Below are 26,243 nucleotides of genomic sequence, written 5' to 3' on the forward strand. Positions count from 1 at the left end.
CCCTTTTTACAAATAAAAAAGCTAATAACATAAAATAAATGTTATTAGCTTTACTCGTTTGTATTTTATCTTTCCTCTCGCTATCACGCAACTGAATTTACAAAAACAATAAAGAACTTAAGTACAAAGACCTAATCAAGTTCCTTTTATTTACGGTGCATTTTAAATTCTAAAAATAATTCATTGTAATAAGCAAGCATTCGTTTGCCTAAGTTATTATATACTTCAAGCTTTTTTGTTAGTTCTTCCTCTGGGTAAAAACGTTCATCCTCCGCTACTTCTTTCGGCAAATATTCTAACGCTTTTTTATTAGGCGTAGAATATCCTACATATTCCGCATTTTGAGCAGCGTGTTTAGGATCCAGCATAAAATTCATGAATTTATGTGCGCCTTCTACGTTTTTAGCCGTTTTTGGAATAACCATGTTATCAAACCATAAATTCGAACCTTCTTCTGGAACAACGTAATTCAGCTTATCGTTTTCACTCATAATTTCAGAAGCATCGCCTGACCAAACAACGCCAACTGCCGCTTCTTCATTTGCTAGGAGCATCTTAATCTCGTCTCCTACAATGGCTTTGACATTTGGTGTCAATGTATCAAGCTTTCTTTTCGCTTCTTGAAGATGAGCCTTATTCGTATCATTTAATGAATAATTTAAGCTGTTTAGCCCCATTCCCATCACTTCTCTAGCGCCATCTGCAAGTAAAATTTGATTTTTTAGCTTAGGATCCCATAAATCATTCCAGCTTTTTATCTTCTTACCATGAAGCATATCAGAGTTATATACAATACCCACAGTTCCCCAAAAATAAGGAATAGAGTACTTATTTCCAGGATCAAAAGATAAGTCTAAAAAACGGTGATTAATGTATTTTAAATTAGGCAGCTTCGAATGATCAATTGACAATAGTAAATTTTCTTCACGCATCTTGCTAATCGCGTACTCAGAAGGCACAGCAATATCAAATGTCGTACCGCCTTGTTCAATTTTGGTCATCATTGCTTCATTCGAATCAAAGGTCTGATAAATGACTTTAATTCCGGTTTCTTTTTCAAACTGATTCACTAAATCAGGATCAATATAATCTCCCCAATTATAGACGGTCAGCGTATCTCCTCCAGAGTATCCTTCGGCATTGTTCAAATGATGAACCACATACATAAGAACGAAAGAAAGGATGACGATGAAGATAAACGGCTTTGCTAATTGCTTCATTTTCCAGTCGCCACCCCTTTCACTTTATTGCTATATCGCTGACTGATAAAGTAATAACCAATTACAATCAGCACGGTAAACATGAAAATAAGAGTAGAAAGAGCATTGATTTTCAGCGAGACCCCTCTTCTTGCTAAAGAATAAATTTCTACTGAAAGCGTGGAAAAACCGTTCCCGGTCACAAAGAACGTAACCGCAAAGTCATCCAAAGAGTAAGTTAAAGCCATAAAAAAGCCTGCAAAGATACCCGGACGAATAAATGGCAATACCACTTTCGAAAGTACTTCAAAGCGGCTTGCGCCCAAATCACGGGCTGCATCGAGCAGTGTCGGACTCATTTCCTGCAGCTTAGGCAGAACCATAATGACCACAATCGGTACACTGAATGCAATATGCGCTAATAATACCGATATAAATCCGAGCTTTACACCGATAATGGTAAATAGAATTAAAAAAGATGCGCCAATAATAACATCTGGACTCACAATTAACACATTATTAAATGTTAACAGCGTATTTTGAACACGTCTGCGCTTCACGTATACGATAGCAAGTGCCCCTATCACGCCAATAATAGTTGAAATAACCGAAGACAATAGAGCAATAATAAGGGTATTCAAGACAATAATAAGCAAACGTGTGTCTTGAAACACTTCTTTGTACCAATCTAACGTAAACCCTTCAAATTCACGCATGTTCCCTCCGCTGTTAAAAGAGTAATACATTAAATAAAAAATGGGCGCGTATAAAATGAAAAACACAAAAAATAAATAAAGGTGGCTGAACTTCCACTTTCTCTTCATTTTACACACCTCTCTTTCCAGTGCCTGTTATGAGCATCATAACGGCCATCGCAATAATTAAAAAGACGGCTATTGTGGCGCCCATGCCCCAATCCTGCGTCACTAAAAAATGTTGTTCAATCGCTGTTCCCAGTGTAATGACGCGGTTTCCAGCAATTAAACGCGTAATCATAAAGAGTGATAGTGCTGGAATAAAAACAGCCTGACAACCTGATTTAACCCCTTCTAGCGTTAGCGGAAATACCACGCGCTTAAATGTCACCCATGAAGATGCCCCCAAGTCTCGCGAAGCGTAGATAAGCGAGGGATTAAGTTCTTCTAAAGAGTTAAAGATCGGCAAAATCATAAAGGGGATAAAAATATACACCGATACAAATACAAAACTAAAGTCAGTAAATAAAATTTGATGAGTACCAAGTCCCAGAAATTCAGTAAACTTATTAACCGTACCATACGTGCCAAATATACCTAAAAAAGCATAAGCTTTTAATAATAGGTTAATCCACGTCGGTAAAATAATCAGTAGAAGCCAAAGCTGCTTGTGCTTAAGCTTCGTTAGTAAATAAGCTGTAGGATAAGAAAAAACCAATGAAAATAACGTAATTAAAAAAGCATACCAAAATGAACTCAGTGTCATCTGTAAATAAACTGGGGTAAAAAATTTCTTATAGTTTTCAAGCGTCAGCTCATTATCGATGCTGAAAAAAGAATAATAGACAACTAATACAATGGGAGCAACTACAAAAAGCAAAATCCATAACACGTAAGGGACTAAGTAAATATTTCTTGATTTAGTTTGCATCGTAATCCTCTTCATAACCTTCGAGTCGCTTATCGAATTCTTCTTCCGTTTCATTAAATCGCATAACATGAATAGCTTCAGGTTCAAAATATAAACCAATTTCTTCGCCAACCGTTGCCTTTTTCGTAGAGTGAACGAGCCACTCATTCCCTGCATGGTCATAGCCTAAAATTTCATAATGGACTCCTCTGAACAGCTGTGAATCTACACGAACCTGCAGCTTTCCTTGATCGGAGCTTGTAATGGCTAAATCTTCAGGACGAATCACAATTTCAACCTGCTCATTTTGGTTTAATCCTTGATCAACACATTCAAATTGCTGGCCGCCAAACTCCACTAAAAAGTCAGCAATCATTTTACCTGGTACAATATTTGATTCACCAATAAAATCGGCAACAAAACGATTAATTGGCTCATCATAAATATCTGTAGGTTCCCCGCTCTGCTGAATTCTTCCTTTATTCAAAACAAAGATTTCATCGGACATCGCAAGCGCTTCTTCTTGATCGTGCGTAACAAAAATGAACGTAATACCTAGACGACGCTGTAATTCTCTTAACTCGTATTGCATTTCCGTACGCAATTTTAGATCAAGAGCTGAAAGCGGCTCGTCCAGCAAAATGACTTCGGGCTGATTTACAATTGCTCGTGCAATTGCTACGCGCTGTCTTTGGCCGCCCGACATTTCCTTTATTTCTCTGTTTTCATATCCTTCTAAGTTAACAAAACGAAGGGCTTCTTTAACTTTTATTGTAATATCAGCATTTTTCATCTTCTTGATTCGAAGACCAAATGCTACATTTTCAAATACATTCAAATGGGGGAAAAGCGCGTAGTCTTGAAAAACCGTATTAACCTGACGTTTGTTAGCCGGAACATCATTAATTCTTTTCCCATTAAAATAAATCGTTCCGCTTGAGGCTTCCGTAAAGCCTGCAATTAATCGTAAAATCGTTGTCTTTCCACATCCCGATGGACCTAAGAGGGTATAAAATTTCCCTTTTTCAATTTCAAAGCTTACATGATCCAATACAACTGAATCATTATCATATTGCTTGGTCACATTTTCAAATTGAATAATTGTATTCGTAGATGTCATTTCACTTCACCTCTTTTGTTCTATAAATAAGACTCTGTCGCCACGATAATTAACTCTGTTATTCCGTCATGAGCATTTAAAATCTGATGTTCTTCAGAAGCTTGAAAATAGATGGTTTCTCCTTGTTTGGCTTCATATATTCTGCCTCCAAGCTTCACCTTCACACACCCGCGCAAAATGTAGCCAAACGTTTCTGAAAGGGAAGGCTCAAATCTCTTAAATGCACCTTTTTCATGAAGAATAAGACGAATTGGCTCCATTTCTTTTTCATTTGATTCATGCACAAGCCACTGAATATGGTAACCTTTTTCATCTTCGCAATAACTCGTGTAGTCTTCCTCTCTGTATACAACCTTTTGAACATGCGTATCAATTTCGAAGAATTCTTTCGGTTCGCATCCTAGCACTTCCAAAATACTAAAAAATGTTTCTAAAGACGGCGAACTTAAATCGCGCTCTAGCTGCGAAATATAGCCTTTGCTTAAATCAGTACGTTCTCCTAGCTCTTCTTGTGTTAAACCTTTTTTTAATCGTAAATTTTTAATTTTCTTTCCTATTTCCATACTCTCGATCCTCAACTGTATTTAAAATTAGCAAACAGCATGAATGATTGTTCATGCTGTTCCAAACTCAAGTTTTGTTTTACTTAACTTAAAGTTTACTTTTAACCTTAAAATATTATACATGAATTATTTTTTAGTACAACCTTAAACACTTAAAAAATAAAAACTCCTTTTATTTAAAAGGAGTTTTTATTTTTATTTATACAACTTATGCGTTTCGTACTGTTTCCCGGATAATGTATCAAACTCAACTTCATGGTAATCTTGAAGGTCTTTTGCAGCTTTTTTAGATAGCGCTGCCGGATCATCCACTAGCTTTCCTTTTGAATCTATATACATATTTGAACGAAAAGCCGGCACTTCTGTTTTCATTTGATTCAACTGATCGTAGAACAGATTACTTTTGTAACCAAGAGATTGAGCAAGCGTCGGAGCAATATAAATAGGACTCATCGTACCGAGATTTTTATCTATTTTCGTATCGTAATTAGATAAAAATAAGAGCGGCGTCTCATAAAATTTTTGAGATGTTTGCTGCGTTTTCTCGTTTCCAAAACCCGTTTCTTTGTAAGCTTGAAGGTTTTGTCCAAGTGCTGGCAAATGATCTCCCCAAAATACTACAATGGTTGGCTCGTCCAGCTTTTGAATTTCATCGTTCAATCGTTTTAAAGCAGCATCTGAACGTTTAATTCCTTCAGCATAAATTTCAATTTCCTTTTGCATTTCCGGTGATAACCCTTTACCGGTTACTTTAATGGTTTCCTGACCGTTATACTTATCCGCTGAATAAGGAAGATGATTTGCAATCGTTACAGCATGCACAAATGCAGGCTTTTTCGACTGACGAAGCGTATCGAGTACTTCATCAACTACCGCTTCATCGGAAACAAATTCTTTGTTATCTTTTTGCGTATGCTTCATTTGATCAATAAACTTCACTTGATCAAATCCCAAATTTGGATACACATTTTGCCTCATATAAAGCATACCGCTGTTTGGATGCATAGCTGTTGTAGCATAGCCTTGTTTTTCTAAATAAGAAACAAAAGACGGATATTCTTTTTTACTCAATACATGCTGATAAGGAAGGCCTCCAGGGTTAAAGAAAGACAAAGAGTAGCTCGTCAGCGCTTCAAATTCCACATTAGCTGTCTCCCCGCCAAATGAAGGACTTAAAGACCACCCAGAAGGATATTTCTTTTGAAGTTCTCTTGTATTTTTCATTGGATCTTCAGAGAACGTCACGCTAAGCTTTGTTGGGTCCCAAAACGTTTCGTTCATCACAAACACGACGTTTGGTTTGACTTCAGCATTGCTTTCTTGTGTTTTCTCTTCCTTTGACTGAATCCGCTTTGCCACTTTGGCCATTACTTCTTGTGAGTAGTCATCCGGCTCTTCCAGCACATCTGTTTTAACATTTGAAATCATGCCAATAACAGGTCCATTATAGTAATAATTATTTTGCTGATTCCAAGGCATCAGCGCAGCATATTGATCGTAATATTTTTGAGCAAACGAGTGTTCAAAGAATAAAAATGATTTCATTAAAAAGATGAGCGGCAGAATCATAATAATTCGAAGAAACCATCGAATTTTAATTTTCGGCAAGAAAAACCAAAGAGCGATCAGTACGACAATGGATCCAATAACTCCTATTACAATAGGAATTGAAATCGAATCTTTAATCATCGGAATAACTTCTTTTAACTGACTCGCCTGAATAAAATCGTTCGGGAACAATGGTTCATTTCGAAAGATTTTTTTATAATAGTTTACAAGAGCTAAAATAAAATACAGAACAAAGGTAATCCCAGCCCCTAAATAAGCTTCTCCTACTAGCATAATGATCGCTAGTGTTAACAGCGAAAGTAAAAATACCGTAAAAAGATAGCGTTCGGGATATGCTTGCATCCACTCTATTGTTTTGCCTGGATTATGTATATCAATATGATATATAACAAAAACCATAGCAGAAACGGCTGCTACCGCAATTGAAAACACACTTGCCGTAAAAATGGCATACCACTGCGAATCTTGTATTCTCTCTATCTGATTAAATCGAAGTAGCAAATAGAAAGTGAGCGCCCATAAAACAAGTGAGCATCCTCCTATTAATACTACGAACCCAGCTGTATGGATTTGGGCCCAATCAAACAACATTTTTGTGTCATTTGACACATTAAACATCACAGCACTGTATAAAAAAACGCTAAGCAGCCCATACGCCACCAGCATTGGCAAAGAACGATACAAATGTTTAAACATAACCTTAAGCCTCCTATTTACAATATCTTAACACTTTTAATATGATTTTAACATTCCTATCTCTCTCGCTTTCACGCCTAATTTTCCCATGATCATACCACTAACATTTCCCGAGAAATTTCACACGAAAAAAGCCCGCTTTTCTTATGAAAAGACGGGCCTCTTAGCCGTTTTATACGTATGTAAAAATTGCTGCTATGAACGCTCTTTCACTGCTTGTGCTTTTAGCAAATCACGAATTTCTGTTAAAATCTCTTCTTCTTTTGAGAGAACAGCCACTTCTTCCTCTACTTTCTCTTCTTCTTTTCTCTTAAAGCGATTAAAGAAACGAATAAATAAGAAAATCGAGAATGCGACAATTAAGAAATCAACAATTGTTTGAATAAAAGATCCATATAATACCGTAGCATCTCCAACCGTGAAGGATAAATCTTTAAAGTCTATACCTGCTAACAACAAACCAATCAGCGGCATAATAATATCATTTACAAGAGACGTGACAATTTTTCCAAATGCCGCTCCAATAATAACACCGACTGCTAAATCTAATACGTTTCCTCGCAAAGCAAATTCTTTAAATTCTTTAAGCATCTGTTTGTTCCACCTCCTGCCCTTCATTTCAAACTTTCATGATAATACATCCTAAATTAAACAGACAAGGTGCATTTTCATTTTTCTCTTTTTCATGAGATATGTACCAGACCTTTAGTTGTATTTCTGCCCATATTTTTACTTTATATTCGCGTGTAAATAAAAACGAACTTTCAGTTTTCATTCAGGTAAGGTTCATGTTCAGTCCATTTTTCTTTTATACACTAATAGCATGTAATTCATCAAATATGTAAACGAGCAATAGAGGAGATGGCTAGAACGTGAGAAAAATTCTACTGCGAGCAGCGGCTTTGTGTCTCGCAACTATTATCAGTATTTCATATACAGCAAGCACGGCGGACGCAAGTGAAAAGACAGTAAGTGGAGATTTAATTATTATTAATAAAAAAACAAATCAGCTTGCTTATTTTCATAATGGAAAGTTAGAAAAGACGTATTCAGTAGCTACGGGAAAGACGTGGAGCGATACGCCGGTAGGTTTTTTTAAGATTGTTAACAAAATTAAAAATCGTCCTTACTATACAGGGCATATTGCAGGAGGCGCTCCTAATAACCCTCTTGGCTCTCGCTGGCTAGGGCTTAATGCAAACGGAACAACCGGCGACACATACGCTATTCACGGCAATAACTCAGAAGATAGCATCGGCAACTATGTAAGCCACGGCTGCGTACGAATGCATAATGCGGATGTCGAAGAATTATTCGATAAAGTGGCAGTAGGAACATCGGTAACTATTACGTATTCATCAAAAACCTTCGAAGAGCTGGCAAAAGTATACGGCTACGGACAGCTGTGAAAAAATAAAAGCTTATCCAAAAAATGTGGATAAGCTTTTATTCTTCTCTATTCCCATACATGAGCTCCGTACTATGTGAGTATAGCTCAATAATATTCCCAAACGGATCTTCGCAATAAATTAAGTAATAAGGTTTTCCCGGTCTTGTATTCCATACTTGGCTGCGCTTTTTACCGCCTGATTGTTCAATTTTATCCGCTAATTTTTTCACGTCATCGGCTATTAAACAAATGTGAAAATAACTTTGATACTGCTCATCGCTGTCTTTTAATACAAGAGGCATTTGCGGCTTATTAAATTCAAACAGTTCAATGCCTACCTGGTTATCAGCTGTCATGTGAGCATTTTTCATTTTTTTAATATGAGACCCCAGTAAATCTTGGGTCATATTTTCAGCTTTTTCTTCCTCCGCATTAAACGTATAAGGACCGGCAATCAGCTTAAAACCTAAAACTTTCCCATACCACTGTACGGCTTCTTCTACATCAGGTACAGCTAATCCAACGTGCGTAATAGCTACCATTTTATCATCCTCCTATACACAAATATTCCCTTTCTACAAAAAGAAAAACAGCCCATTTAAAATGGACTGTTTACACGCACTAAATTCATTCACGATTTTAAAGCATTATATTGAGCAATGATTTCTTTTGTTAAATCATTACTTGCCTCTAACCCACTAACCTCTTTTAATACGTACTCAATACCATACTCATGAATACCCGCTTGAAGTTTCATAGCCTCTTTATCTTCTTGCGGGTCAAATAAAAGCGCAGCGGCAATAGCCTTTGCTAAATAGGTATAAGAAAGGCCCGCTTTTTTTGCTTCTAGCGCTGGACGAATCAAACGATCCTGAGGTCCAAGCTTGCGAATTGGCGCTCTTCCTACCCTTTTAACTGAATCATTTAAATGAGGATTTTCAAAGCGTTCAATGATTTTAGTAATATAGGCTTCGTGTTCCTCTCTATCTAAGTCATATCTTTTAATTAGATAGTTTCCTGTTTCTTGTAGCGTTTGCTGTACTTGTTCATAAATATCTGAATCTCTTAACGTTTGATCAATTGTTTCTTTTCCTTTTAAATAACCAAAATATGCAATCACCGCGTGTCCCGTATTCACTGTAAATAACTTTCTTTCAATAAAAGGAGCAAGGTCAGGCACAATCGTCATTCCTTCTACAAAAGGAATATCTTCAGGTGCCTCTACTACCCATTCATAATAGGATTCTACTAAAACATCAAGCGAACCTTGGTCATGTTGAATAGGCACGATACGATCTACAGCTGAATTGAAGAAAAAGACCCTATTTATCATATGAGCTTTTGTCTCTCCATCCAGTGCGTCAAAAATATAGCCTTTTAATAAATCTGTCGCAGAGATTTGATTTTCACATGCAATAATATATACATTTTCGTCGCTTGCTTTTACACGTTCAGCTAAACCTTTAGCAATTAAAGGAGCAATGCGGGGCAGAACGTTCGGTCCGATGGCTGTCGTAATGTACGTTGCTTCTTTAATCGCTTTAATGACTGCTTGTTCTTGTGTCAGGTTATTTAAACCAGATACGTTTTGAACAGCTAATGTCTCGGGGTGCTCTGCGGCTGTTATTACGTTATACCCTTCCTCTGTGTTTAACTGATTAATAATCTTTTCAGCAATATCTACGAATGTAACGTGATAGTTGCTTTGAGAAAACAATGCCCCAATAAATCCTCGACCAATATTGCCTGCTCCAAAATGAACTACTTGTTTCACAAAAATCATTCCTTTATCAAATTATTTCGAAGGTACTCATGAAACGTATCCTCTAGCTTTTTGCGAATTATCTCTTCGTTTGAAGACGAAAAAATCATCATTGCTTCATGATCTTCAATTAAGCTGGTACTAATTAAACTTAAAATTTCTTGCTGTGCTTCACTTAACTCTTCAGGTGCGAGCATTAATAGAAGGTTACGCGCCTGCATGTTTGTTCCGTCCATGCCTTTAACTGTGCAAGGCTGTTCTAAATGTGAAACTTGAAAAATCAGCTCTTTCACGTGATGTTCACGGCAATGGAACAGTGCCATACTCGTTTGCGGAATACCTAAACCGCCTTTGTTTTCTCGTTCCTTAAGCTGATGAATAACGCAGTTGGCATTGGTTATTAAACGTTCTTTTTCAGCAACTTTTACTACGTGCGAAATCACTTGATCGTGACTCACTGCATCCGAAAATCGATACATTCTAAGGTTTTGAAGAATTGATTCGATACTTCCATGCACATCTTTAATTTGCTTCATCGTTTCCTCAAAAGACGGTTTTTCTTTAGAAACAGTCTTATTTTTATATTGGAACGAGCGATAGTCCTTATCTTTGGTTAACTTTTGAATGTTTTTCTGTAAAAAATTCTGGACGGATTGAATATCCTCTTCGGTTAAGAGTGGATTGACTAAAATGTAATCGACATTTAAAAAAGGCAGTCTTACTGTTGAAATCACTACGTCATACCCTTCAAACGCGGCTTCTTTGATTTCTTTTACCGATTTAATGACAACTGAATTAATCTCCGGAATCTCTTTACGAATACGGCTAGCTAACATTTTCGAGGTGCCAATTCCAGTTGGACAGACAATCAGTGCCTGAATTTCCATGACTTCTTCTTTTAGCACTAGCGTTGAACCGAAATGCAAAACAAGATATGCTACTTCATCATCTGGAAAAACTAAATCCGGCAGCTCTTGATCGATACTGTTTCTCACAGCCATAAATAAAACCGGGTACTTTTTTTTAATCTCTTCTGTTAATGGATTAAAAAGCTCCATTTTTTGCTTAAGGCGAAAAATTGCCGGTTCCATATGAGCAAGCAGCCCTTGGTAAAGGGAAAAATCACCGGTTAAGTCGGTGTTAAGCTGAACAGAAACGTGAGCAATCATATTCTTAATAATCTGCCCAACCACTACGCTGTCGTAATATACGTCTCTAGTAGTTTGGAATTTTGCTGCACGTAACCGCACTGCTAAGAAATGAATATCTTTTTCTGTAAAAGAAAGAGAAAATACCCGTTCAATTTCGCGGCAAATATCCTTCATTAAGAACAGTTCACTTGCCAGCTCTTCCGTTTGGCCGCCGTCGTCTTCTAGATACATTTGCTTTTTCGTTCGCTGTATCATAATGCAAATATGAACAATGAGCCCTATATAATCGCTGTCAGCCAGCTTAGAATGATGCTGATTAATCGCTTGATGTACAATTCTGTCTACTTCTGCCAAATAATCCGGATAAAAATAATGCAAAATTGTTTCATCCGTATGCTGCTGATTTTCTGCTAAAAACAAGCACTCAATTAACTCTTCATTAAAGTGAAGAAGAAAATAATTAGCTAATGCTTTCCGTTTATTGGCTTCAGTAGCGTGAACCTCTACTCCCACCCCTCTTTTTCGATGAAGGAGAACGTCAAATGTGGTTAACCACTCTGTTAATTCATCTAAATAAGCAGTTAGTGTAGTGATACTTACTGCTAAGTCTTTAGCCAGCGTTTGTAATTTAAATGAATCTCCTTCTTCTAGAAGAAGAATTAAAAGAATTAATTTTCTTTCCTGTGGAGACTGATCCGTCGTTTTAATCTTCATCAGCTCTTGAATAAGACGAAAAATTTGTTCATTTTTACCTTCAATCATTAGTCCTTCGTCTTGTGTACGAATCAGCTTCAAATCAAATTTTTCAAGTATTGATTCAATTGCCTTCAAATCTCGGTGAACGGTTCTTACACTTACATTCAAAAAAGTAGCAAGTGTAAGGGCTGTATGCTTTCCTGCCGTTTTAATAATTAACTCAATGATTGATTTTTCTCTTGAAGTAATAAACAAGAACATCAACTCTTTTCTTATTTATAAACAAAGGACAAAAAGGCATCTTCATGCCTTTCTATCCCGTTAGTTACTTTGAATAATAGCCATTAATTCTTTAGCTGATTTGGCATGAACCATCTTTTCAATATTGTCCATATCAGAACATGTAATCGCGATACCAGATAAAATTTCTAAATGGGTGCCGTCTTTTCCAGCAATTCCAAAAATCAAACGAACTTTCTCACCATCAAAATCAACGCCTTCTGGAACTTGAATCACTGTAAAACCTGATCTTAAAACGTTCTTTTTCGCTTCTTCCGTACCGTGCGGAATCGCTACGTCATTTCCCATATAAGTAGAAGTCATATTGTCGCGCTCAATCATCGCTTCAACATAGTTTTCTTCTACATATCCGCCTTTTACTAACACACTTCCTGCAAATCGAATTGCTTCTTCCTTAGAAGAAAAGTGCTGATTCAAGAAAACGTTTTCTTCTTTTAATAAACCATCATTACTATCTGTATTATTTTCTACAGATACGTTCTTTTCTTCTTCCGCCTTAGAAGTAGTATGATCATTTTTTAGTTGATCAATTAATTTGTCATATTCCGGGCTAGATAGAAAATTATCAACCGAGATATGATACGCATCTGGAACTTTGTTTTGAGCTCTTGGCGTTAGCTCTTCCTGTGTAATAACGATTTGAGCATCACTTGGAATATTACTGATCGCTGTATTTGTTACCGAAATATTTAAATCTGCTTGTTTAACTTTCTTGCGAAGAAGAGAGGCGCCCATTGCACTCGATCCCATACCTGCGTCACAGGCAAAAACAATTTTTTGAACGCTTGCTGGTACGTCGCCTTGCTGTTTTGTAAAGCTTCCTGCTACAGAGCTCTTCTTGCCTTTCATCTCTTGCATTTTGCGAGCTGCTTCATCCAAATCTTCTGTTTGCTTGCCCGTTTTTAAAATTAACGAACCTACAATAAACGATACGACGGCTGCAACGAGAACACCGGAGATATTTGCAACATAGCTGCCTGCATTACCTGGTGTAGCAGCTAAAATAGCCAAAATACTTCCTGGTGAAGCAACCGCTTGTAAGCCTCCGCCTAAAAGAACAAATGTAAATACGCCGCTCATTCCTCCTAAAATAGCCGCAATGATTAGAAGCGGACGCATTAAAACGTAAGGGAAGTAAATTTCGTGAATTCCTCCAATAAAATGAATGATGGCCGCTCCCGGCGCTGACTGTTTTGCTGTTCCTTTTCCAAAGAAGCAATACGCTAACAAAATTCCTAATCCCGGACCAGGATTTGTTTCTAATAACAATAGAATGGACTGTCCGTTTGTTCGAATTTGTTCTGCTCCGATCGGAGATAAGATACCGTGATTAATAGCATTGTTTAAGAATAAAATTTTAGCAGGCTCAATTAGAATACTTGTAAGAGGAAGAAGGCCATGTGCAACCATCCAATCTACACCCACTACAAGCGCGCCTGTAAATCCGTCCACGGCTGGACTAACACCTAAAAAGGCTAGAATTGCTAGAATTCCTCCAAGAATACCTGCTGAGAAATTATTAATTAACATCTCGAATCCTGTTTTGACTTTACCTTCAATAAACTGATCAAACTTCTTGATGATGTAACCGCCAAGCGGTCCCATAATCATAGCGCCTAGAAACATCGGAATATCAGATCCAACGATGACGCCCATGGTGGCGATAGCACCTACAACGCCTCCCCGCTGATCGTGTACAAGCTTTCCTCCCGTGTAGCCGATTAGCAGCGGAAGCAAATACTTGACCATTGGATCCACTAGTTTGGTAAGGCTTTCATTTGGAAAAAAGCCTGTTGGAATAAATAAAGCAGTAATAAGTCCCCATGCAATAAATGCTCCGATATTTGGCATAACCATTGAACTTAGAAAGTTCCCAAACTTTTGTACAGCTACTTTTATATTAGATTGAGCCATTTGCTCTCTTCCTTTCTCTACGTGATGATACTTTAATCGTAAGAGATTAAACGCTTTCATTCAATGAATAAGAAAACTAACTTTGTCGTACCACAGACGGACAAAGCTTTTAATTACATAAAAAAGCAGCTGAATTACACGAATTCAGCTGCTTTCTAACTTAATATTTATCTAATTCACTTACAGGAGATTGAATAATAACTGGATTTTTCTCTGGATTTAACCATTTTAAAATAGAGACAACTTGTTCTTTAGAAGTGGCCGTACATCCTGCTGTATAATTTGTTCCTACATGAAAGAAGATTGCACTTCCCTTTCCTGGGGTTCTAGATTCATTATAATTAATGACAAACCCATAATCATAAGCCGGGATATCCATGTTCTCAGCGCTCGTCCAGCGGCCATTCGCTGGCTTTTGCTGCCACGTATTATACAGAGAGCTTTTTGAATCGTCTACCCATACATCATTTGCTGTAATCTTTCGATATGGAAGCTTAGTTCCAGGATTTGCATAGCGTCCGAATGCTGTGCCAATTGTATATTTCCCTGTCGGAGATTCCATATCTCCTTCTTTTTTCGATAAAGCGAATCCTTTTTGTCCAAGTACACCGTTCGCGGTTAAAACTTGCTTCCATTTTCCATCAACTTTTTCAAACGTTTGAATTTTAGCAGACTTCGTATCGTAGTTATCTGCTGTAACCAAGATGACTTGCTGAGCGTTACCTAACGTTTTAAAAGAATCGACTACGAGCTTTGGAGACGCTGTAGCTGAAGCCTGTACATAGTCACTGCTTACATAGCCTGTGCGGCCGTTATAGTTAATTTTGTACCAATCTCCGCTTTTGCTCACCACGGACAGCTTCTGACCTTTTGTCACACTTCCTATTGCTGCATAGCTAGTGCCCGCTCCGCTTCTTACATTCAGCGTGCTTGCCGTTACTGTGTAGGTTATGCTTTCTGCTGGCGGCGTTGTTGGGGCCGTTGTTGTTCCTGAAACTTGTACATAATCGCTGCTTACGTAGCCCGTGCGGCCGTTATAGTTAATTTTGTACCAGCTTCCGCTTTTGCTCACCACAGACAGCTTCTGGCCTTTTGTCACACTTCCTATTGCTGCATAATTAGTGCCCGCTCCGCTTCTTACATTCAGCGTGCTTGCCGTTACTGTATACGTTGTGCTTTCTGCTGGTGGCGTTGCTGTTCCTGATGCTTGTACATAATTGCTGCTTACGTAGCCCGTGCGGCCGTTATAGTTAATTTTGTACCAGCTTCCGCTTTTGCTCATCACAGATAGCGTTTGACCTTTCACTACGCTGCCGATAATCCCGTAAGTTGTTCCCGCTCCGCTTCTCACATTTAGCTTGCTTGCCGTTACTTTATATGTAACTGTCGCTGCATATGCCTTTCCTTGATTTCCCCCAATTGAGCCAAAGCCAGGCGTTACAGCCGTTGCAAGTGTAGCTGTTAACGCCATCCCCACCATTAATTTTTTCAACTGCTTTCCCTCCAGTTATCTCTTATAAAATTCTACTATTTTCTATTCTTAATTCATTATCTTACCATATTCCAAACGAAGGGAAAGGGTCAATAGATGCTTTTCATACGGCCTATAAAAAAAGACAGACCTCTTTGATAGGTCTGCCTCTTTCACTATTATCCTAAATCAACGTTGTGATATACTTGCTGCACATCTTCTAGGTCCTCTAATGCATCAATCATTTTTTCAAACTGAGCTTGTGCATCTTCAGGAAGAGTTACATCATTTTGAGCAAGCATCGTTTGCTCAGCTACTGTAAATTCCGTAATACCAGCATCGTTGAACGCTTTTTGTACCGCATGGAATTGATCCGGATCAGCATAAACAATTACAGAATCTTCTTCCTCTAAAATGTCACGCACGTCTACATCTGCTTCCATTAACAGTTCTAGCGTCTCTTCTTCATCCTTACCTTCTACACCAATAACAGCTGTTGGATCAAACATGTACGCTACTGATCCGCTTACTCCCATATTACCGCCGTTTTTACCAAAAGCAGCACGCACGTCTGAAGCTGTTCTGTTTACGTTATTCGTAAGAGCATCTACGATAACCATTGAGCCATTTGGTCCAAAACCTTCATAACGAAGATTATCGTAATTTTCTTCTGATCCGCCTTTTGCTTTTTCAATCGCACGGTCAATAATTGCTTTTGGCACATTGTATGTTTTCGCGCGTTCTAATACAACTTTTAACGCTTGGTTTGATTCTGGATCTGGCTCGCCTTGTTTCGCAGCCACATAAATCTCACGGCCAAACTTGGCATATATACGACTTGTATTAGCATCTTTTGACGCTTTCTTTTCTTTAATATTGTTCCACTTACGGCCCATATTGTTTCACTCTCTTTCAAAATTGAATCTAATAAAATAAATAGGCAATGATATATCCGTCTTTATTATACATCAATTCCCTCTTATCTTTCGAGTTTAATACCTAAAAAAGACAAGCAATCTTTTGGTATATTTCATTAACTAAATAAATGAGAAAACCATTTGATAACAGGCTGAATGATTTTTGTATATACATTTTTAAGCGGTTTGTATATACATCTCATCCAAATCCACCGTAAAGGATAGTAGATCATATGAATTACGATCCACTTAACTCCTTTCCAGAAACAGAGGAATATACGCTGACAAAATGAAACCACAGGAATAACAATTTCATTGAAAAATGGCAGCACAACATATTTCCAGAAAAGATAACAAGGGTAACAAACTAGATACAACACAGGGTATAAAACGTACTTCCATATAAATCTAGTTATAGGCAAAAAACATCGTTTCCAAACGAAGAGAATAAAAGGATAGATGAGGACACTCCATAGCCAAGAAATAGGATAAACGAACAAGAAACGTATAATGTATCTCCAAATGAAATCAATGACAGGTTGAATAATTCTTGTTCCTATCCATATGAGGGGCTTAGCGATAAAATATACCCATAGCTTACACAAAATTTGAAATACAAAATAAAAGGGAAAATACAAGACAAAAAAGATGCCTCGCAACACGTACTTTATACTTTGAGCTACTCCACTAATACTTTTCACTTCCTTTTTTATAAGTGAGTTTCGTTCATTTACCTACTCTATTATATAAAATAAAGTGAGCAAGCAAATATATTTTTTAGCTCAATGAGAATTGTATACAAAAACACCCTTCTATAATAGAAGGGTGTCTAGAACCTTATTATTCTACAGTAACTGATTTTGCTAAGTTACGTGGTTTATCTACATCGCAATCGCGGTGCAATGCAGCGTAGTAAGAGATTAATTGTAAAGGAATAACCGCTGCTAGTGGTGAAAGTGTTTCATGAACTTTCGGAATCACGTAGCGATCTTCTTCTGTTTCTAATCCTTTCATTGAAATGATACAAGGATTAGCTCCACGTGCTACTACTTCTTTTACGTTACCACGGATGCTTAAGTTTACATGCTCTTGTGTTGCTAATGCAATAATTGGCGTATTGTTTTCAATTAAAGCAATTGTTCCGTGCTTAAGCTCTCCTCCAGCAAATCCTTCTGCTTGGATGTAAGAGATTTCTTTTAGTTTTAACGCACCTTCTAAACCTACATAATAATCAACAGAACGTCCAATAAAGAATGCGTTGCGAGTTGTTGCTAAGAATTGAAGAGCAATGCTTTCCATTTCTTCTTTGTCCTCACAAAGTACTTCCATTGTGTTTGCTACGATTGCTAACTCTTGAACTAAATCAAATTCTAATTCAATGCCGCGTGTTTTTGCTGTTACAGCCGCTAGAATTGATAGCACTGCTAATTGAGCTGTATAAGCTTTTGTTGATGCTACAGCAATTTCCGGACCTGCATGAAGTAATAACGTATAATCAGATTCACGAGATAATGTTGATCCCGGAACGTTTGTGATTGTTAACGCTTTGTAACCTAGTTCTTTAATTTGAACTAATACTGCACGGCTGTCAGCTGTTTCTCCACTTTGAGAGATAAAGATAAACAATGGCTTTTCAGATAAAAGCGGCATGTTATAAGAGAATTCACTTGCTACGTGCACTTCTACTGGAACCTTCGCCCACGTTTCAATGAATTGTTTACCTACTAGGCCTGCATGATAGCTTGTTCCACATGCTACGATATAGATGCGGTCTGCTTCATCCATTGCTCCTAAAATGTCTGCATCAATGTGCAGTTCATTGTTCTCATTTTGATACTCTTGAATGATTTTACGAACAACTAAAGGCTGCTCATCAATTTCTTTTAACATATAGTGAGGGTACGTACCTTTTTCAATATCACTTGCATCAAGCTCTGCTGTATAAGGTGCTCTTTCTACCACTTCACCATCAAGCGTTTTAATTGTTACGCCTTCTTTTGTAACAATTACTGTTTCTTTATCCATTAATTCTACGTACTGATCTGTTACTTGAAGCATTGCCATAGCATCGCTCGCTACAACGTTAAATCCTTCGCCAACACCTACAAGAAGCGGGCTTTTGTTTTTAGCTACGTAGATTGTATTTTTATCTTCGTTATCAACAAGAGCTAGTGCATAAGAACCGTGAAGCAAGCTTACTGTCTTACGGAACGCTTCTTCTACATCTAAGCCTTCTGCTGCGATTTTTTCAATTAACTGAACGATTACTTCTGTATCCGTTTCGCTTTTGAACGTTACATCTTGTAAATATTCACGTTTCAAAATAGCATAGTTTTCAATTACACCGTTATGCACAAGTGTGAAGCGTCCAGATGTACTTTGATGCGGGTGAGCATTTTCTTGGCTTGGTACACCATGAGTTGCCCAACGCGTATGACCGATACCTGCTGGTGCTAAAACACTGTTATCTACTGCCTGACGCAATTCTGCAATACGGCCTTTTTCTTTGAATACGTGTACGCCTTCATGGTTAACAACTGCAATACCCGCTGAGTCATAGCCACGATATTCTAACTTTTCAAGACCACGTAATAAAATTTCTTTCGAATCTTCTGTTCCAATATATCCTACAATTCCGCACATAGATAAAATCCTCCTTCATGTATGAAAAGAGAGTCTCTTTTCATCATCAATGATTATCATCTCAATGCTTTTGTCCAATAAGTCACCTCATTGTTTTTCACATCAAGTTTTCGGTCGTGATAATCAACAACCGGGAGGCATCCGCCGATACTTCGATAAACCTCCTCCTCGTCAACTAAGTCGTTTCCGTCCCTTTACTTAGTTCAGGCGCTTTGTATTCACTTTTAAAATAGATTGTTCACTCCTTTACATAAATTAAGAGACGAACAGATTTAATATTACAATAAGAAGTGAGAAAACGTCAATTATCTTCTTTACTATCTGTAAAAACAGCCTTTAGCATTAGATAATTTCCAAGAATTTTTCTCAACAATATAAAAATATGCATAAGCAGCTTGAAACGTCACCGCTTATGCATATAATTAATGAATTACTCTAAGCCCATTTCTTCTTTTACTACTTCTACGATACGCGTTACATAAGTTTCACATTCTTCTTGTGTTTGTGCTTCAACCATAACACGTACTAACGGCTCTGTTCCTGAAGGGCGTACAAGTACTCGGCCATTACCGTTCATTTCTTTTTCCACTTCTTCAATAACCACTTTTACCTTCTCGTTATCTGTAACATGATGCTTATCTGTTACTTTTACATTTACAAGAAGCTGAGGATATTTCTTCATTTCAGCTGCTAGTTCTGATAAAGGCTTTTTCGTTGCTTGCATAATGTTTACAAGCTGAATAGCTGAAAGCATACCGTCACCTGTTGTGTTGTAATCTAAGAAAATAATATGACCTGACTGTTCTCCACCTAGGTTATATTGATTAGCTTTCATTTCTTCCACTACATAACGATCTCCTACACCAGTTTGTGCACTTTCAATCCCGCTAGCTTCTAGTGCTTTATAGAAGCCTAAGTTACTCATAACGGTAGAAACAAGCGTGTTTTTCTTTAAACGTCCTTGTTCATATAAGTATTTTGCACAAATGAACATAATTTGATCACCGTCTACAATCTCGCCTTTTTCATCGATTGCGATTAAACGATCTCCGTCTCCATCAAATGCTAATCCAACATCCGCTCCTTTTTCTTTTAAGAAGGCACTTAATGCTTCGGGATGTGTAGATCCTACACCGTCATTGATGTTTAATCCGTTTGGAGATGCCCCCATTGTAGAGATATCTGCATCTAAATCCGCAAATAAATGTGCTGCTAACGATGACGTTGCCCCGTGCGCACAGTCTAATGCCACATGAATACCTGAGAAGTCTTCATCAACCGTTTGTTTTAAGTATTGAAGATATTTTTGTCCACCTTCGAAGTAGTCATTTACCTGACCTAAGTCTCCCCCAACAGGTCTTGGTAATTGATCTGTTTCACTATCCATTAACGCTTCAATTTCATTCTCTTGGGCATCTGAAAGTTTAAATCCATCTGGACCAAAGAATTTAATTCCGTTATCTTGAACTGGGTTATGCGAAGCAGAAATCATGACTCCTGCTTGTGCGCCAAGTGCTTTTGTTAAATACGCTACCCCTGGAGTTGAAATAACGCCTAGTCGCATAACTTCTGCTCCAATTGAAAGCAATCCTGCAACAAGCGCTCCTTCTAACATATGACCAGAAACGCGTGTATCGCGTCCGATTAATACTTTTGGTCGCTCTGAATCTTTTGTTAGAACGTAACCACCTAAGCGTCCAATTTTAAAAGCAAGCTCAGGAGTTAATTCACTATTGGCAACTCCTCGTACTCCGTCTGTTCCAAAATACTTACCCATTAATTTTCTCTCCTTCATGTCAAAACATTTAGTTTCCTGATGTATTATCTGTCTGTCCATCTACGGGTGTAGAATTTTCATCACTTTGATTACTACTGTCGTCACCAGTTTCTGTACTATCTGTTGGTGTATCTGTATTATCTTCAGGTGTATCAGTCTCTTCGCTTGGTTTATCAGCTGAATCACCTGAATTTCCCGTCCCAGGATTTGTTCCTGATCCTGATCCAGTTCCCGTGTCTGGCTTTGTTTCTTTATCGCTCGTGCTTCCACTTGTTTCTTTATCTGTTTGCTCATCATTTGTCCCTGATTGTTTTTTCGCTGTTACACGAACTTTTGCCTGTTTAGTCGATAGAGTTGATGTAACAGAGTCGGGACTATTTATTATAATAGGAACCGTGTGCTCCCCGGCAGATAAATTCCCTACATTCGCTGACAAGCTAATGCCGCTTTTCGTTAACTTATCTAAATCAGATTTTGGTCCTTTTACATCCGCATCTACTGAAGTAGGAGAAAGCAGTTCATACGTGTACTTTGAGGATTGACCAGTTAAAGAAACCGGTAAATTCTTAAATGACTTAGTCTCAGCTGCACTCGCGTCCGTTTCTTCTGCGTCTTTCTCATCACCTTGTTTGTCTACTTCCACATGAACGGTAATTTGTTTAGGACTTACACTATCTATTCCGTCTGGAACAGGGACGTTCACCTTAATATCTTTAGATTTCGTAATACCGGTAACATCGACTGGAATATTATCAATTTTATCGACTTTTTCTAAAGAATCAGATGGACCGATAATTTTCACTGTATCTGTTTTAGGCTCTAGCTTCGTAATGTTGACACCGTCGCCTGGCATGCCTTCTTGAATCACATCGATCGGCACTTTTTTACTAATATTTTTCACTGGGATTGTTACATTGACCGTTTCTGGTTGAACTGTTACATTCAATTTATTTAAATTCTTGTCTAGTGCGACAACAGTTGCTTGTTTCGTCACTGTTTTTGAAGCATTATCTAAATCAATAATAGCTTTCACATAAGCAACTTGGTCTAATTGACTTGATGCGCCCGTTACCGTGACGGCTCTTGGACTAACGGTTGCTTCCCCTGCTTCATATCCATTCTTGACCTTGTTTTTATCATAGCTTGCCTCTACTGAAAACTGTTTTGAATCGCGTTCTTCAATTGTTACGTTTACAATATCAGGCTTAACCACTACGTTTAAATTATCAGAGATATTTCGATACTGAACCTTGACTCTATGCTGCCCTAAGCTTAAATTATCAAGGTCAATATAAGCTTGATAATCTTTTTGTAGCTTTGTTTGAGCCAAAATATTTTTAGGACCTTCCAGTGTCATAATAACCGTATCCGGAACACCTCTTACAATTCTGTTCTTCTCATTGTAGGATACTTGAACCGGAACATCTGTTAATGTTTCTACTCCAGTGTTGGCAGAACTGCTTCGGTTCAGGATCTTATTTGATGAACTGGCACCATCATCTAAATTAACAGATAAATATAACATGAAGGCTAACAGCAACGCGATAATTTTCATAACCCACGATCGATTCATCAATTTATCCATTCTTCTTCAACCTCCATTGCCAACGAGTGGAAGAAGTTGCTTTAGAAGTTGTGACTAATTCTTTTTCTAGCATTTCTCTCAATGTATCAATTGTCAATTCACGATACAATTCACCATTTTTGGTAACGGAAATGCCTCCAGTTTCTTCAGATACAATAACAGTCACACTATCTGTTACTTCACTTATTCCTACAGCAGCACGATGGCGAGTACCTAATTCTTTTGAAATAAAAGGACTTTCAGATAAAGGTAAGTAACATGCTGCAGCGGCTACTTGATCCCGCTGTAAAATAACCGCTCCATCATGAAGTGGTGTATTCGGTATAAATAAGTTGATTAATAATTCAGAAGAAATATTAGAGTTGAGCGGTATACCTGTTTCGATATAGTCACCCATACCCGTCTCTCTTTCGATTGAGATCAATGCACCTATGCGTCTTTTAGCCATATAATGCGTTGCTTTTATAATCGCCTCAATCGTAATGGTACGTTCATCTTCTTCAGGCAAATTACTGCGTGAAAACAAACGTCCTCTCCCAAGCTGTTCAAGCGCTCGGCGCAGCTCCGGCTGGAAGATAATAATGATAGCTAAAAACCCATACGTTAACGCTTGGTCCATTAACCATTGCAGCGTATTTAGTCCAAGGAAGTTACTTATAAAGCGTACAACTAAAATCACGGTGATTCCTTTTAAAAGCTGTACTGCTTTTGTACCTCTTATGACCATAATTAATTTATATATGACGAACCATACCAGGAGAACATCAACAATTTTTCCTAAATATGAGAGGATTGGCAGGTCTCCAATAGGCATCTTCTCACTTCCTCTATATATGTAATAAAGATAACATAACCGTTTTATTATACCATAAAACAAAATTACACTGTAAATTACATCTTATTTTTAAATCCTTGTTCCTATATAATGTAGCCTTCTTTTTATATAAATAAAACCGTCCACTGTTCCTCTCTAACAAGATAAGCGGACGGTTTTATGTTTCAACTATTAAAAGTCAACAGCTTGTTTGGCATGAGTTTTGACGTTATACCATACCCAGTCAAAAATCTTGTCTAACTCTTCAATATTGCCTGTCACTTCTCCTGCAGAAGCTAGGTACTTATCACCATGTATAACAGTAACATTTCCATCTACTTTTCCTTCAATTTTAATATCGCCATTTCTCACAGTAATATCACCTTTGACGGTCTCACCTTTTGGTACAACGACTGTTTTATCATGAATGACCAAGTTCGGCTGCTTTGAAACAGAAAAGTCTTCATCCGTTTCCCAAGCTGAAAACACCGTGCCGGACATTAACAGCACAAATACAGCAGCTGCACTAAGAATCGGGTGGTTTGTAAACCATCTATTCATTCGAATTCGATTCTTTTCACGTGGTAACCCAGCCATAACACCTGCTGTAAAGTTCATAGGTAATTCTATATGAGAAGTGCTTTGCACAAATGCAATGGTTCTTTTTAACTGATGCATATGCTGCTGACAACCTTTGCATTGATGCAAATGCTCTTTTAATAATAGTTCATTTTCTTTTGTAATATCCCCATCCAAATGTTCATGAATGAGATTTACATACATTTTTGGACATTTCATTCTTAGTTCACTCCTTACAAGTGGCGAAGTCGATTTCTTAAAGCTTCACGTCCTCTGTGAATTCTAGTCTTTACCGTACCAAGCGGCAGGTCTAAAATATCGCTGATTTCTTTTAACGACAGCTCATCTATATATTTTAGGACAATGACAGTTCGATATTTCTCAGGTAGCTTTAATATTTCCGACTGAATGAATTCTTGCAATTCTACTTGCTCTAGTTCTTCCTCTGGTAAGGCCTGATCGGCAGCTATTTGAGAGTACATATTTAACCCGTCGGTCCCGGCTACTTCTGCATCTAAATAATAGTCTGGCTTTTTTTTACGAATTCGATCAATACAAAGATTTGTAGCAATTCGATATAACCAGGTGGAAAACTTTTTACTCGTGTCATAGCTATGAATATTTACATAGGCTCGAATAAACGCCTCTTGTGCAGCGTCTTGCGCTTCTTCCCGGTTTCCTAACATTCGATAACATAGATGAAAAAGTTTATCCTTGTGATATTCTACTATGTCAGCAAACGCATCCTGGTCACCTTTTTTTACTTTTTTTATTTTTCTTTTTAATAATAAATCCATGTAACGGTTACCTCCGCCCATTGCGGGATAGTATATATACGTGTACTTTATCATAAAGTTTCACTTATGCTTAATTATTTTAACAAAAATTTGTCAAATATGTTTAAAAAGATCGTACGTAGGTTATGTAATTAGTATAGATGAAAAGAAGAGGAGTGGAAAGCTTGACTCATACAAAAGAGAACCTTTTGAATCAAATTGAAGAATGCAGAAATAACATGGTCACTCTTGCAGCAGAAAACCCTTTATCATCACTAACAGTGGTGAGAGTAAGTTCAGAGTTAGATGGTTTATTAAATGAATATGAAAAGTTTTTCTCTATATAAAGAAGCTCTCGAATCCGAACTAAGAGCTTCTTTTTTTTATCTTCATATATATTTCATGTACTTTTTGGTAGGTACTAATGTTTTATACTAATTTTTCTCCTAAAAGTGAGCCCATCAATGCAACAGCTACTGTAGCTGTTTTATTCCGTTCATCTAAAATAGGATTCACTTCCACAAACTCGGCAGAAGTGATTAGCTGAGATTCTGCCAACATCTCCATAGCTAAATGACTTTCTCTGTAGCTTATTCCACCGATAACTGGCGTTCCTACTCCAGGTGCATCATGTGGATCCAGTCCATCTAAATCGAGTGATAGATGAACCCCATCTGTTTTATCACGCAAATATAAAATTGTTTCTTCCATTACTTTTGTCATACCCATTCGGTCTATCTCATGCATCGTATACACTTTAATCCCTTTTTCCTTTATTAGCTCTTTTTCTCCTTCATCTAAAGAACGTGCTCCGATAATCACAATATTTTCAGGCTTGACTTTAGGTGTATAACCGCCAATTCGAGTCAATGCGTCGTCTCCTATACCTATACTTGCCGCCAATGGCATACCGTGAATATTTCCTGAAGGAGACGTATCTGCTGTATTCAAATCTCCGTGTGCATCATACCAAATCACGCCCAAGTTTTGATAATGACGACTTACTCCTGCTAGTGTTCCGATAGCGATGCTGTGATCTCCCCCTAGCACTAAAGGAAACCTTTTATTTGTAATAACATCACTTACGGTCTGAGCAAGCCTCTCGCTAGCATCTGCTACAGCTTTTAAATTCTTTAAGTTTGTATTTTCATCACTATGTACTCGTTCAGCTAAGGCAATTTCAATATTCCCTTTATCTTCTACACTATAGCCAATATTCTCGATGCGTTCAATAACACCTGCATATCGTATCGCACTTGGCCCCATATCGACCCCACGGCGAGTTTGACCTAAATCCATTGGTACTCCAATAATTGAAAGCTTATTCATAATATGTCCCCCCATCACAAATGTTGCTACTCTCTTATTGTAACGGCTAAATGAGCGATGGCTCAACTCGACACTTTTTTGAATATATATACAATTCTAATTTGTAGAAACTGCACAAAAAAACCTTTAAGCAAATTGCTTAAAGGTTGTACGTTTATATGTATGGTGGAGCCTAGCGGGATCGAACCGCTGACCTCCTGCGTGCAAGGCAGGCGCTCTCCCAGCTGAGCTAAGGCCCCAAAATCTTTTTTTATATAGAAATGGAGCGGAAGACGAGGTTCGAACTCGCGACCCCCACCTTGGCAAGGTGGTGTTCTACCACTGAACTACTTCCGCTTATTAAAATGAGCCATGAAGGACTCGAACCTTCGACCCTCTGATTAAAAG

Annotated in this window: 22 protein-coding genes and 2 tRNA genes; 2 read left to right on the forward strand and 22 right to left on the reverse strand. The window is 37.8% G+C overall.

Annotated elements, in window-relative coordinates; genetic code table 11:
- Positions 1-146 precede the first annotated feature (146 nt).
- The 7 genes from MMB69_RS26370 to mscL form a co-directional block, all read right to left on the reverse strand.
- Positions 147-1,220, reverse strand: a complete 1,074-nt coding sequence (locus tag MMB69_RS26370) for an ABC transporter substrate-binding protein (RefSeq protein ID WP_221786125.1) — start codon at positions 1,218-1,220, stop codon at positions 147-149.
- Positions 1,217-2,023 carry an ABC transporter permease gene (locus MMB69_RS26375; protein WP_013054988.1) on the reverse strand — a complete coding sequence of 269 codons (807 nt, stop codon included), beginning with the start codon at positions 2,021-2,023 and terminating at the stop codon, positions 1,217-1,219. The genes MMB69_RS26370 and MMB69_RS26375 overlap by 4 nt, the downstream gene beginning before the upstream one ends.
- A 1-nt stretch (position 2,024) precedes the next feature.
- Positions 2,025-2,825, reverse strand: a complete 801-nt coding sequence (locus MMB69_RS26380; protein ID WP_013054987.1) for an ABC transporter permease — start codon at positions 2,823-2,825, stop codon at positions 2,025-2,027.
- On the reverse strand, positions 2,815-3,924 hold the full coding sequence (locus MMB69_RS26385) for an ABC transporter ATP-binding protein (protein ID WP_025601794.1): 1,110 nt from the start codon (positions 3,922-3,924) through the stop codon (positions 2,815-2,817). The genes MMB69_RS26380 and MMB69_RS26385 overlap by 11 nt, the downstream gene beginning before the upstream one ends.
- Before the next feature lie 20 nt (positions 3,925-3,944).
- Positions 3,945-4,487, reverse strand: a complete 543-nt coding sequence (locus tag MMB69_RS26390; RefSeq protein WP_013054985.1) for a helix-turn-helix domain-containing protein — start codon at positions 4,485-4,487, stop codon at positions 3,945-3,947.
- A gap of 195 nt (positions 4,488-4,682) precedes the next feature.
- Complete coding sequence (locus MMB69_RS26395) at positions 4,683-6,752, reverse strand: LTA synthase family protein (protein ID WP_221786124.1); 2,070 nt, start codon at positions 6,750-6,752, stop codon at positions 4,683-4,685.
- A gap of 195 nt (positions 6,753-6,947) precedes the next feature.
- The gene (mscL, locus tag MMB69_RS26400) at positions 6,948-7,343 is read right to left on the reverse strand and encodes a large conductance mechanosensitive channel protein MscL (RefSeq protein WP_025753425.1); all 396 of its coding nucleotides are present in this window, start codon (positions 7,341-7,343) and stop codon (positions 6,948-6,950) included.
- 281 nt (positions 7,344-7,624) lie between these two features.
- Between mscL and MMB69_RS26405 the strand changes: the two genes are divergently transcribed.
- Positions 7,625-8,161, forward strand: coding sequence for a L,D-transpeptidase (locus MMB69_RS26405; protein WP_221786122.1), 537 nt, complete (start codon positions 7,625-7,627; stop codon positions 8,159-8,161).
- Between the two features lie 37 nt (positions 8,162-8,198).
- Here MMB69_RS26405 and MMB69_RS26410 read toward each other — a convergent pair whose 3' ends face one another.
- From MMB69_RS26410 to sigW, 12 genes are all read right to left on the reverse strand, one after another.
- Positions 8,199-8,684, reverse strand: a complete 486-nt coding sequence (locus MMB69_RS26410; protein ID WP_221786121.1) for a VOC family protein — start codon at positions 8,682-8,684, stop codon at positions 8,199-8,201.
- An 89-nt stretch (positions 8,685-8,773) separates the two neighbouring features.
- Positions 8,774-9,916, reverse strand: coding sequence for a mannitol-1-phosphate 5-dehydrogenase (locus MMB69_RS26415; RefSeq protein ID WP_221786120.1), 1,143 nt, complete (start codon positions 9,914-9,916; stop codon positions 8,774-8,776).
- 5 nt (positions 9,917-9,921) lie between these two features.
- Positions 9,922-12,012 (reverse strand): BglG family transcription antiterminator, encoded by a 2,091-nt coding sequence (locus MMB69_RS26420; RefSeq protein WP_221786119.1) that lies wholly within the window; start codon positions 12,010-12,012, stop codon positions 9,922-9,924.
- Between the two features lie 60 nt (positions 12,013-12,072).
- The gene (locus MMB69_RS26425; protein ID WP_221786118.1) at positions 12,073-13,965 is read right to left on the reverse strand and encodes a PTS mannitol transporter subunit IICBA; all 1,893 of its coding nucleotides are present in this window, start codon (positions 13,963-13,965) and stop codon (positions 12,073-12,075) included.
- Between the two features lie 160 nt (positions 13,966-14,125).
- Positions 14,126-15,457 (reverse strand): SH3 domain-containing protein, encoded by a 1,332-nt coding sequence (locus MMB69_RS26430; RefSeq protein WP_277448698.1) that lies wholly within the window; start codon positions 15,455-15,457, stop codon positions 14,126-14,128.
- 158 nt (positions 15,458-15,615) lie between these two features.
- Positions 15,616-16,332 (reverse strand): YebC/PmpR family DNA-binding transcriptional regulator, encoded by a 717-nt coding sequence (locus MMB69_RS26435; RefSeq protein ID WP_013054976.1) that lies wholly within the window; start codon positions 16,330-16,332, stop codon positions 15,616-15,618.
- An 861-nt stretch (positions 16,333-17,193) separates the two neighbouring features.
- On the reverse strand, positions 17,194-18,996 hold the full coding sequence (gene glmS, locus MMB69_RS26440) for a glutamine--fructose-6-phosphate transaminase (isomerizing) (protein WP_277448699.1): 1,803 nt from the start codon (positions 18,994-18,996) through the stop codon (positions 17,194-17,196).
- 430 nt (positions 18,997-19,426) lie between these two features.
- Positions 19,427-20,773, reverse strand: a complete 1,347-nt coding sequence (glmM, locus tag MMB69_RS26445) for a phosphoglucosamine mutase (RefSeq protein ID WP_025753441.1) — start codon at positions 20,771-20,773, stop codon at positions 19,427-19,429.
- 28 nt (positions 20,774-20,801) lie between these two features.
- Positions 20,802-22,358: a CdaR family protein gene (locus MMB69_RS26450; protein WP_221786117.1), complete on the reverse strand. Its 1,557-nt coding sequence runs from the start codon at positions 22,356-22,358 to the stop codon at positions 20,802-20,804.
- Complete coding sequence (cdaA, locus tag MMB69_RS26455) at positions 22,351-23,172, reverse strand: diadenylate cyclase CdaA (RefSeq protein WP_057243254.1); 822 nt, start codon at positions 23,170-23,172, stop codon at positions 22,351-22,353. Before cdaA ends, MMB69_RS26450 begins: the two co-directional genes overlap by 8 nt.
- A gap of 192 nt (positions 23,173-23,364) precedes the next feature.
- On the reverse strand, positions 23,365-23,970 hold the full coding sequence (locus tag MMB69_RS26460; protein WP_013081391.1) for an anti-sigma factor family protein: 606 nt from the start codon (positions 23,968-23,970) through the stop codon (positions 23,365-23,367).
- Positions 23,971-23,984: 14 nt separating this feature from the next.
- Complete coding sequence (gene sigW, locus MMB69_RS26465) at positions 23,985-24,548, reverse strand: RNA polymerase sigma factor SigW (RefSeq protein ID WP_013054969.1); 564 nt, start codon at positions 24,546-24,548, stop codon at positions 23,985-23,987.
- A 155-nt stretch (positions 24,549-24,703) separates the two neighbouring features.
- On the opposite strand from sigW, the gene MMB69_RS26470 reads away from it, so the two are divergent.
- On the forward strand, positions 24,704-24,874 hold the full coding sequence (locus MMB69_RS26470; protein WP_223260213.1) for an aspartyl-phosphate phosphatase Spo0E family protein: 171 nt from the start codon (positions 24,704-24,706) through the stop codon (positions 24,872-24,874).
- 82 nt (positions 24,875-24,956) lie between these two features.
- Here the strand turns inward: MMB69_RS26470 and rocF are convergent, their stop codons facing one another.
- From rocF to MMB69_RS26485, 3 genes are all read right to left on the reverse strand, one after another.
- The gene (gene rocF, locus MMB69_RS26475) at positions 24,957-25,856 is read right to left on the reverse strand and encodes an arginase (protein WP_025753445.1); all 900 of its coding nucleotides are present in this window, start codon (positions 25,854-25,856) and stop codon (positions 24,957-24,959) included.
- A gap of 163 nt (positions 25,857-26,019) precedes the next feature.
- Positions 26,020-26,095, reverse strand: a tRNA-Ala gene (locus tag MMB69_RS26480).
- A gap of 22 nt (positions 26,096-26,117) precedes the next feature.
- Positions 26,118-26,192 (reverse strand) — tRNA-Gly (locus tag MMB69_RS26485).
- Positions 26,193-26,243 lie beyond the last annotated feature (51 nt).

The organism is Priestia sp. P5 (assembly GCF_029522155.1).
Taxonomy (GTDB): Bacteria; Bacillota; Bacilli; order Bacillales; family Bacillaceae_H; genus Priestia; species Priestia megaterium_E.

Excerpts from the sequence above, each read along its gene's own strand:
- MMB69_RS26385 (WP_025601794.1), bottom strand. The coding sequence starts at position 3,924 with ATGACATCTACGAATACAATTATTCAATTTGAAAATGTGACCAAGCAA.
- rocF (WP_025753445.1), bottom strand. The coding sequence starts at position 25,856 with ATGAATAAGCTTTCAATTATTGGAGTACCAATGGATTTAGGTCAAACT.
- MMB69_RS26375 (WP_013054988.1), bottom strand. The coding sequence starts at position 2,023 with ATGAAGAGAAAGTGGAAGTTCAGCCACCTTTATTTATTTTTTGTGTTT.
- MMB69_RS26395 (WP_221786124.1), bottom strand. The coding sequence starts at position 6,752 with ATGTTTAAACATTTGTATCGTTCTTTGCCAATGCTGGTGGCGTATGGG.
- MMB69_RS26370 (WP_221786125.1), bottom strand. The coding sequence starts at position 1,220 with ATGAAGCAATTAGCAAAGCCGTTTATCTTCATCGTCATCCTTTCTTTC.
- MMB69_RS26420 (WP_221786119.1), bottom strand. The coding sequence starts at position 12,012 with ATGTTCTTGTTTATTACTTCAAGAGAAAAATCAATCATTGAGTTAATT.
- cdaA (WP_057243254.1), bottom strand. The coding sequence starts at position 23,172 with ATGCCTATTGGAGACCTGCCAATCCTCTCATATTTAGGAAAAATTGTT.
- MMB69_RS26450 (WP_221786117.1), bottom strand. The coding sequence starts at position 22,358 with ATGGATAAATTGATGAATCGATCGTGGGTTATGAAAATTATCGCGTTG.
- MMB69_RS26425 (WP_221786118.1), bottom strand. The coding sequence starts at position 13,965 with ATGGCTCAATCTAATATAAAAGTAGCTGTACAAAAGTTTGGGAACTTT.
- sigW (WP_013054969.1), bottom strand. The coding sequence starts at position 24,548 with ATGGATTTATTATTAAAAAGAAAAATAAAAAAAGTAAAAAAAGGTGAC.
- MMB69_RS26435 (WP_013054976.1), bottom strand. The coding sequence starts at position 16,332 with ATGGGCCGTAAGTGGAACAATATTAAAGAAAAGAAAGCGTCAAAAGAT.
- glmS (WP_277448699.1), bottom strand. The coding sequence starts at position 18,996 with ATGTGCGGAATTGTAGGATATATTGGAACAGAAGATTCGAAAGAAATT.
- MMB69_RS26380 (WP_013054987.1), bottom strand. The coding sequence starts at position 2,825 with ATGCAAACTAAATCAAGAAATATTTACTTAGTCCCTTACGTGTTATGG.
- glmM (WP_025753441.1), bottom strand. The coding sequence starts at position 20,773 with ATGGGTAAGTATTTTGGAACAGACGGAGTACGAGGAGTTGCCAATAGT.
- MMB69_RS26460 (WP_013081391.1), bottom strand. The coding sequence starts at position 23,970 with ATGAAATGTCCAAAAATGTATGTAAATCTCATTCATGAACATTTGGAT.
- MMB69_RS26410 (WP_221786121.1), bottom strand. The coding sequence starts at position 8,684 with ATGGTAGCTATTACGCACGTTGGATTAGCTGTACCTGATGTAGAAGAA.
- mscL (WP_025753425.1), bottom strand. The coding sequence starts at position 7,343 with ATGCTTAAAGAATTTAAAGAATTTGCTTTGCGAGGAAACGTATTAGAT.
- MMB69_RS26390 (WP_013054985.1), bottom strand. The coding sequence starts at position 4,487 with ATGGAAATAGGAAAGAAAATTAAAAATTTACGATTAAAAAAAGGTTTA.